Below are 8,918 nucleotides of genomic sequence, written 5' to 3' on the forward strand. Positions count from 1 at the left end.
GCGGCTATTTCACCAAATCTGAAAGTCTTTTTCAGAGTTTCCCTAACAACAGCACAAGCTCTCCGATCAGTCCATGATTAACCCCACGCCACGGTTGATCGTTTTTTGGACCATAGCGAGATTGTCTGCCCTGCCAAGAGCGCTGAGACGCTAGCCTGTTCTGTTTGGACTCGATAAGACCAAAGCCGGATGCGAGCTCGTCAAATACTTCTACGTAAGAAGGAATCTGAACCTTGCGTAAACCCCTATTTTCCTTCATCGCCTCTTGTCCTTTCCGGTACCTCAAAAACTCTAAGGCGCCATAGGCTTGTGTCTAGTCGCAACCGCGACGGAAATGCCCTCAAGGGCCCATCATCTCACAAGAGGAACAACCACATGTTCAGCTACCAACCGCTCACCATCCGAGACGTGACGAGCGTATTAGATTCGTTGCGCCACGTTCAGCGACCATACGGGGACAATGAAGGAGACCCCCTCAACCATCCGACGGTCTATTGCGAGCTTCCCCCTGAAACTCAGGACGCGATTGACTGCGCTTGGCAAACCGTCCGTGACTACTGCCTTCATCCTGGGGGCGATGTCAACAAGAGGGCCGTAGGCCTTGTTGGTAAGCGTGGCTACAGCATCTCTCTCGGGACTAGTCAGCATGACCCAATGCGGCTTTCCGGAACTGTAGAAATAGGCACCTGGCAACTGGATCTCAGCGATGAGCAAGACGAGCAAGGTGAGTGGTGATCCTAGCAATAGCTCCGTTCTGCTAGATGTGTCCCAGTCCCCCATAGTGCGGTAAACACCACTGTATCTGGTCCACGCCCTGTAGCGCGTTGCTTCAGGCCTAACGATGAGAAGTGCGTCGTTAGGCCTTTGCGTTTCTTGAATCAAGGGATTGTTGCATTTGCGTGAAATCACTCGTGGGAAAGCTCTGCGCACCGGTTCCACCTATTTCCGGGCCTGATAGCTCGTGATTGGGTGTGCATGCAACCCCAGACGCGGGGCGAGGCTAAAAAACGGCAGATCGAAGCCGGGATCATGCAGGACGATGCCATAGGTCTCGTGACGCTCAGCCACAATCCAATGCCAGCCAAACAGTGACGGGCTTCTGGATGACGTCACCGCTACGATCCCTAGCCATCGACATGCGCTCAGTGAGCTCGATGATATTCCCCACCTCGACGAATTTGCAGAGCACGCTTCGGATCGTCGTACTTCATAGGGTTAGCCGGTAACGTTATTTGCGAACCAGTATCGGCTTCGCCGAATGCGTGCACCTACATCAGGTTCAACAACGTCATTCCAACCATGAGACAAGATGTAATGGCCCAAACTGGTTTGTCCGGTATCCAGTCATTGATGATCTGTACACCTACTTGACCGAAAGCAGCCTTCTGAGCAACAACTCTCGCCAAGAAGGCGGTGACGACAAATCTCGCCCAAAGCTGGTTAGTGTGGTACTAGTGGCAAAAAGATTCTATTGGCCTATGAACAGCCACGATTCAACTTTAGCAACCTCGCCCCGACAGGGGTGTCACGGAGCGATTTACTGACCTGAATGTACCCATACATGGAGCTCGGCCAGCGAGGGCGGATGCGACTCTTAGGTTATATTCCATAGCGCAAAATCGGCATAAGATTCGTGGATGAATGAGGTAAAAACGGATGTTTACTGTATTGGGCGCAGGCCAGCAGCTACCTCAGCACGGTACGAACTGCGCCTACTTGGTCATCGATCATTGGGATGACTGGTTCAAATTCCGGACAATGTTCACGCTGTTCGTGTTTGATGCTCGATCGATTCGACACATGGTGGGATCCGTTAAAATAGGCCAAGCAGGCTTGCTGCCCGCCCCTGCCGGTACAGATGTTCCTCTAGGCAGCCGGATACCTGCGCTCCCTAACGCCTTTAAGGAGCTGGACAAGCGCCTGTTCTTTTCTCTCGGCCAAGATGAAGACTACTACGCGACACTTCGAGCTTTGCCCAATGGCCAGGGCATCACGATTTTGAAAGCGCTGTGCGACTGTGCCTTCAACCTTGATATCTTAGAGCTGCACCGGGCCGAGCTGGTCATGTCTGAGTCAATTTTGCGATCCATCCATGAGCCCAACGTTCGAAACCGTTTGAATCGACTCGCTCATGGAAACCCAGCTTTGACGCGTTTTGAGTTTCAGTACACCTTCCCGCCCGCACCAGCAGAGACGGACGGGCTGCCGCCACTTCCTCCCGCAGTAATGCAATTCCAGGTCATTCCCGATGCTGTGCCTCCAACCAATCTGCATGTCTTGGTAGGGCGCAATGGCGTTGGCAAAACGCGTTGTATTCAAAGCATCATAAACACACTCCTGGAACGAGACACCCAAGGTGCACCCAGAGGGATTTTGCAGCAGCTCGGGCCGAACCAAGGGGAGTGGACATTTTCTGGCTTGGTCTCTGTGTCCTTTAGCGCCTTCGACTCGTTCGAGCTGCCATCAATTGCCTCCCAGCGAACACCAGCGACGTTTGTAGGACTACGGGCTCAGAGAAAAGACGATCAAGGAAGAACTTTCGACGTGCTTAAAAGCGCTGCTGATCTGGCTGAGGATTTCGTTTCAAGTCTCGAACGCTGCCAGGCTGAACCACGTCGTTCTCGCTGGCTCGCCGCCGTGGCAACGCTGTCTGCGGATCCTCTCTTTGGCGAAACAGGCGTTGAGCAACTGATCGAAGGCGGTTTCGAATGGAGACAGCGAGCAACCCGCTTTTTCGGGTTGCTTAGCTCTGGCCATGCAATTGTGTTGCTCACGACCACCCGCCTTGTCGAGCTAGTGGATGAGCGAACGCTGGTTGTTTTAGATGAGCCAGAAGGGCATCTGCATCCGCCTTTGCTGGCAGCATTCATTCGCACCGTCGCTGATCTATTGGTAGCGAGAAACGGCGTTGCCCTGCTTTCGACTCACTCACCTGTGGTCTTGCAGGAGGTTCCGCGAAGCTGCGTTTGGATGCTGCGTAGGACACGCACCCAATCTGCGGTTGAGCGCCCATCGACTGAAACTTTTGGAGAAAGCGCTGGGGTTCTGACTCGGGAGGTTTTCGGGCTAGAAGTCACTCACTCTGGCTTCCATAAGCTGGTCGCCAATGTGGCTCGACGTCCGGGCATCACCTATGCCGGTGTTAATCATTACTTTGGAGGACAGCTGGGTGTTGAAGCGCAAGCGCTGGCACGGAGTTTGGTCGCGGTTAAGGACAACTGATGAAAAGACTTCGACCGCCTGCGATAAGTGCGACTGATACCGTCCAAGCTTGCGCTGCGGGTATTACCATCCCTGACCGTGCCCAAGCTCTCACAGACGCCTTACCGACAATTATGAGGTGCGAAGCCGAATACTTGCAGCTTGGGCCGGCCGGCCAACTCTATCGGATACTCCCGAGCCTTGGCGTGACGGCAGCAATTGATGCTGCACTTATGGGCATCATTTACAAAAACCATTTTGCACGTCAGGGCTCGCCATCCCGGGTGCTATATGACCGTATAAGGATGGCTCCAGAATTCAGCCTCTGCCCGCTATGTGGTCAGCGCATCGTCGCGACGGTTGATCACTATCTCCCCCAGTCTCGCTTTCCAGCGCTGAATCTAACGCCGGCCAACCTGGTTCCCGCCTGCTCCGACTGCAACAAACGGAAGCTGGCCACCGTTCCTGCAAGGGCAGAGGATCAAACTCTCCACCCATATTTCGATGACCTCGGCAATGAGCGCTGGCTGATAGCGAGTATTCAACCTTCTTCGCCTCCTACTGTGTCGTTTGACATTCGCGCCGCGAAAATTTGGGATGAGATACTCACAGCACGGGTCAGAAACCATTTTGTCGTAATGGGCTTGTCGGAGCTATACGTTGCACAGGCCGCCAGCGAGCTGGCTGACATTTCTTATGGGCTCGAAGGCGTAGGAGATACAGCCGGTCCGGTAGGGATTCGTCAGCATTTAGACGCTCAGTTCCGATCATGCCAAGCGCGCGACCCAAATTCCTGGAAAACGGCCTTGTATGAAGGGCTGCGAGACTCGGATTGGTTCTGTGATGAAGGCTTTGGTTTGATACGCAACCCTCGTCAGGCAAACGAACAGGCCATGGGGCATGCCCTCCTGTGATGAATACAGAATAAGAGAGCGGACCAGGCGCTAAGAAAGCCCCCGATAGCGCAAACGCACGGCCATATCTACTAGGTTGGCAGTGATCGGAGTGCGGGGCAAAACACAATCGAGCACTTTGTTCAGGAAAAACGGAATATGCTCTTTGTCCCCCAACCTCCTGCCCTCAAAAGCCGGGATCGAGGCCATAGATGGGGCACGAAGTGAGCTCCTCATTACATAGGGTGGAAGCCACTACCTCATGAAACATTACAAATGCTGAGCTCCGGTGATCGGTGTCGGGTCAGTGTGGCATTGGAAACGTCAGCGACATGCGCGCAGATTTTGGTGTATATCCGAATATATCCTGCTGACTATAAATTATAGCCAGCAGGATATATTCGGATATTTCCGCCGGTAGCGATGCGTCAGAACTGCAGCGCTAATGGAAATTAGCCATACAGGAGTTACACCTATGCCACACGTGATTGCTACGTAAACTTTATTTTATGGGCTCTCGCTGCTTTGGCGACCCTTTGGATTCGGATAGCAGCCGGCTGTAAGCATCCTCCAATCCCTCCCGAGTTTGCTTGGGTAAGACTGGTTTCTTCTCTCGCTTGGGCTTCGAAGGGAGATTGGACGGTGAACCCGGTGGATGGAGCTGCTCGAAAGTCTTGCGCTCCTCGGCTGTAAGGGATGAAAAAAAAACCTTCTCGCTCACCCGTAAAGCACGATCGTCGCTGGCAAAGCTCAAGACGTTTGATGGCATCGGCACCGGGAAAGGGCAACGAAGGTCAGGCCTGCCCCCGGTTTTGCTCTTATGAACGCTGAGGCGAATTAGCTCCTCAACGTCGTCCCTACTGCTGGAGTAAGCGGCTGAAAGGTATGCATTGTTGACGTCCTCCAAAGTAATCGTTTGGCGACGGGCTGCACGCGCCTCAAGATAAGCCACCTTGATCAGTTGAACCGCCAGACGCTTTATACCGAACGTCCAGCGATACAGCTCATGTACCAGGGCACTGGGATCTGCAGATACGCGCCCCCCGCTCACGCGTATGCATTCTAGAACATACTCCTTCCAGGCCTTCGAGTCAGGATGGTCCGGTAGCATCACACGGGGTTCAGAGAGAAGCCGTTGCTTGTCCTCACTGTTCCTTGTCAGCAATTTGTGACCCAGGCTGTAGTTGGCTACATAGATCATCGGAACCCCAAGCCCGGCCATGGTGAGGAGAATATCCGTAACGCGGGCCCCCCCTTGGCCAGTGCTCTGATGCTGCATCTCTTCGAGCATCATTAGTGATACACCATCACGATTAACCCTACGCCGGCACTCCGTCAGTAGCTTTGATGTATTCGCTCTAACTCCTGTCGCGTCGCCACCGAGGAAGTCTTCCAACAGCTGTCTGCCGCCAGCTTTACCCCTCGCGCTGGCGTACCAGTACGAGATTAATATATGAGGTTCGTGGTAATGAGCGGATGCATATGATGCAGGTCCAGGCATCACCTTCATCAGCGCACTGATAGTTTGGCTCTTCCCAACCCCTGCAAGGCCGGTGAGGCAGATAGGAAAGGCCTCGTTCTCAGGGGGGTGATACAGCCGACGCTGATATTGCTGGTCCGTGGAGAAACTCTCAGCCGAAAAGCTGCGCGCACGATCAACGCTGTCTTTGATGAAGTCCAAAGAAAACTGGTTGGGAAGGAAAATCGTCTTCAGTACCTCTGACAAACGCTCAGCGGCCAATCCAGGACTCAACTCTTCAAGCCCGGTCACCGGATCAGGTTGCACTGTAATCAAACTCCGGATATCAGCCAGCGTGTCCAGCCCGTCAAAGCGCGCAGAAAAGATGTTAGTCATTGCCTTTCCCCATCAACCGCTTCTGGTCGGCGGCATCACGTTCAGACGCTCCTCCCTTCGCAGGACGCCCAAGCTTGCGGGTACCACTGTCCCAGGCTTTGCCTGTAGCGTGAAGAAATTGGGCATTGCGATCCTGAAGGATTGCGGGCTGCTCTTCACGAAGCTGCGCATTGCCACGCAGCCGATTCTCATTGAGCACCTGAAGATCCGACAGCGAAATGTCGACGCTGCTGGGATGGACGCTCGCCGGCTTTACAAAGTCCAACTCGTACAAAACGCCTTCTAATTCGATCCAGATATGTCTAACACACATGGTCATCACATAAGCTGTGACCGGTATCTGGCCATTGAGCGCAATGCGGTCAAAAACCGAGGTATCAATCAGCTTCGATGAATTGTACTTACGACCATAAAAATAAACCCCACTCCTTTTGATGTGCGCCGGATGAGGTGTCAGGAATTCTCTCACAGCGTAGTCAAAAGTTACCTCCGTGCCGGAATCGTAACCAAGATCACTGTAGAACTTGTAAATGTTATGTGGGGTGGGGCTGAAGCCCACATCTAGCATCTCAGGTGTCATCTTCCCTTCAGCATCTGAAGCATGGTTATCGTAAATAGCTTGTAGAATATGCCGCTTGCATATCTCCACAAAGTTGAGCGAGCTATGAAAGTGTGTTGGCTGATCATTGTCGGACTTAGTCCGAGGATGTGACGATTCAACCGTGGCTTTCGACTGACCCGAGTGGGTAGGAGTCAGCTCAAGTCTGGATAACCAACTCATCATTTCGTCACGGGCCACTGCTTCTGAACGAGTCGGTACGCCCATGGTAGAGCCTGGCCCACGGTCGAAGACGATGTTTTGCGGCAGACCGTAAGTAGGCCAGTCTTCTTTTCTGATAGTCAGGCCGAACAACGACGCAAATTTGACCTTGCTTATGGCCATCGAGAACAGGGCCATGCGGTAAGCTTCCATGGTTTCTTTGTTTTCGGAGAAACCCAAGGCGACGACGGCACCAGACTGGCCACACACCCCTCGAACTATACAGGCCGAATCCATAGCGGATCCTTCGAGCAAGCCAGATATCTTGCCTTTGGGGTTGTAGCCGTCAAACTCAACAACTTGGTTTACATTGACCAAGTCATGGGAAAAGCTCCCAACAAACCCGGACTTAGTTCGAGCCCCACTGGTACCTCTACGTGCTTTCCTATACGCCTTCGTACTTATCGCCTGACCAAGGTAGTAATCGTACTGTCCTTTTGTGGGGAAAGGCTTACCTTCGGGATGATAGAACTTCTTATTTCCTGTCGATGTTGTAAAAGGAACACAACCGAATTCACCGACCAGCACTGCACCAAAGATTTCAGCGTCAGATTTAGTTTTATCGTTGTATTTGATGAACCCGTCCAGGATAGAAGCCTGCATTTCGGCCGTAGCAGGGGATCGGGATTTGCGTCCTGACTTTGGCGGCCTTCCCAACATTTGCCCGTCTGCGTTCTGTTCCCTTTTGCCTCTACCGCAGCGGTCGAACTTGGGCATAAGCGCCCACTTCGAACGGCCGAACACTAGATAGCTAAAAAACCAAAACCTCAACCGGGCTGCATTCTGAGAAGGTGACTGATTGGCAGCATGAGCGTTGATGATCGATTCGGGATTGTCGTTCGAGAGGATCTCTTCAGCATGATCTACCAACTCCGCTATGGCGAGGTAACGCTTGTTAACCATCTCATCGTAGCTTTTCGTTGCCCTTACCCGATCTTTTTCCAATTGATCCACTGAAATGCCCCGGATGGCCATTAACCAAGGAGGTGTGGCGTCACTACCGCATTCCACAAGATCACCATTGGTCAGGGCCAGATCAAATTCAGGCCGGGAAAGCGTTAGCAAACTCGCAGTGGTGCCCTCTTCATCAAAAAATACAAGGCGTGCCCTGTTTGCCCTGCCGTCACCTGCAAGGAAATAGTATTCGACATCCTTCGTCAGCCCTTTGAATCCTTCAGGTGCTCTCAGCTTAGAACCAGTGATCATTCGGGCAGCCCGGCAAAAAGTGAGCTATAGACCCGCAGAACATCCGGCGCATCCGTCACCAATGGATGATCGATAAGTATCGGGTCAAACAAACTGACCGGTAGTTTGCGCTCCCATATGTCTTTGTAGATCTTCGTCAGAAACAGATCACGCCGCCCCCACCGCTGTCCGTACATCAACGCAACGGACGCTACTGGTCTCCCTTGGGTGACACAGTCTTCGATGTCGTGTGAGAAATCCTCGAGAAGATTTGATTCGAGGCTGATCTCGCGATCATGGTAGCCATACAGAAGATCCAAGTTGGCCACTAGGACTGGGTCCAGCAGATCCCTGGAAACCCTCACAGTCCTGATGCCTGCACTGAGGTAGTAAATCTCTTCCAAGGCGTGCCGTAAGCGAGCTTTCTCGCGGTTTTCTTTCTGTTTCGCCAAGCTCTTCAAACTTCCCCGAGCGACCTCATCAAAATCCATCGCATTCAACTTTACTGTCCAGTTCACGGCATAGGGGTCCGAGCCTTGCGGCTGGATATAGAGAAGCAGATCGCCCAAATAGGGGTGGGGAACCCTCTGGCGCTCACCATCATCGTAGGTCACGACAGCTGTAGCGTGTTTGAGACCGATTTCCTCTGCAACCAATGATGTTCCCTTCACTGGCAGAAGTTTCAGCCCAGCAGCTAAGGGGTTTCCTTGAAGTGGATGAACTTGTGGAATGGGGCTGAGCATTTTCTGCTCATGCAACTCGAACACGTCGGGATTATAAAGAGCGAGTTGTGCGAAGATTCTTTCAGGGGTAGAAAGAAGATGCAGTGCTCGTCCAAGCTTCCTGCTATTAAGGCGGCATATACGAGAGCCCTTGGGCGCTTCACCAGGGACCGCATAAATTCCGGATAAGTAAATATTGTAGTGGTCTAATGAAACCGGACACCCATTTAGGCGAGAATGCT

Annotated in this window: 5 protein-coding genes; 2 read left to right on the forward strand and 3 right to left on the reverse strand. The window is 52.7% G+C overall.

Features of this window, described 5'->3' with window-relative positions:
- The first annotated feature begins 1,656 nt into the window (after nt 1–1,656).
- Complete coding sequence (locus H096_RS24470) at nt 1,657–3,222, forward strand: AAA family ATPase (RefSeq protein WP_033901921.1); 1,566 nt, start codon at nt 1,657–1,659, stop codon at nt 3,220–3,222.
- 185 nt (nt 3,223–3,407) lie between these two features.
- Nucleotides 3,408–4,115 carry an HNH endonuclease gene (locus H096_RS24475; RefSeq protein WP_162240127.1) on the forward strand — a complete coding sequence of 236 codons (708 nt, stop codon included), beginning with the start codon at nt 3,408–3,410 and terminating at the stop codon, nt 4,113–4,115.
- 481 nt (nt 4,116–4,596) lie between these two features.
- Here H096_RS24475 and H096_RS24480 read toward each other — a convergent pair whose 3' ends face one another.
- The 3 genes from H096_RS24480 to H096_RS24490 all read right to left on the reverse strand — a co-directional run.
- The gene (locus H096_RS24480) at nt 4,597–5,949 is read right to left on the reverse strand and encodes a transposase (protein ID WP_033901922.1); all 1,353 of its coding nucleotides are present in this window, start codon (nt 5,947–5,949) and stop codon (nt 4,597–4,599) included.
- On the reverse strand, nt 5,942–7,975 hold the full coding sequence (locus tag H096_RS24485; RefSeq protein ID WP_033901923.1) for a hypothetical protein: 2,034 nt from the start codon (nt 7,973–7,975) through the stop codon (nt 5,942–5,944). The genes H096_RS24480 and H096_RS24485 overlap by 8 nt, the downstream gene beginning before the upstream one ends.
- The coding region (locus tag H096_RS24490; RefSeq protein ID WP_241495540.1) for a hypothetical protein at nt 7,972–8,918 on the reverse strand (947 nt) is incomplete at its 5' end. The genes H096_RS24490 and H096_RS24485, both read right to left, overlap by 4 nt.

Source organism: Pseudomonas sp. FH1, from assembly GCF_000510895.2.
GTDB classification, from domain to species: domain Bacteria; phylum Pseudomonadota; class Gammaproteobacteria; order Pseudomonadales; family Pseudomonadaceae; genus Aquipseudomonas; species Aquipseudomonas azotoformans_A.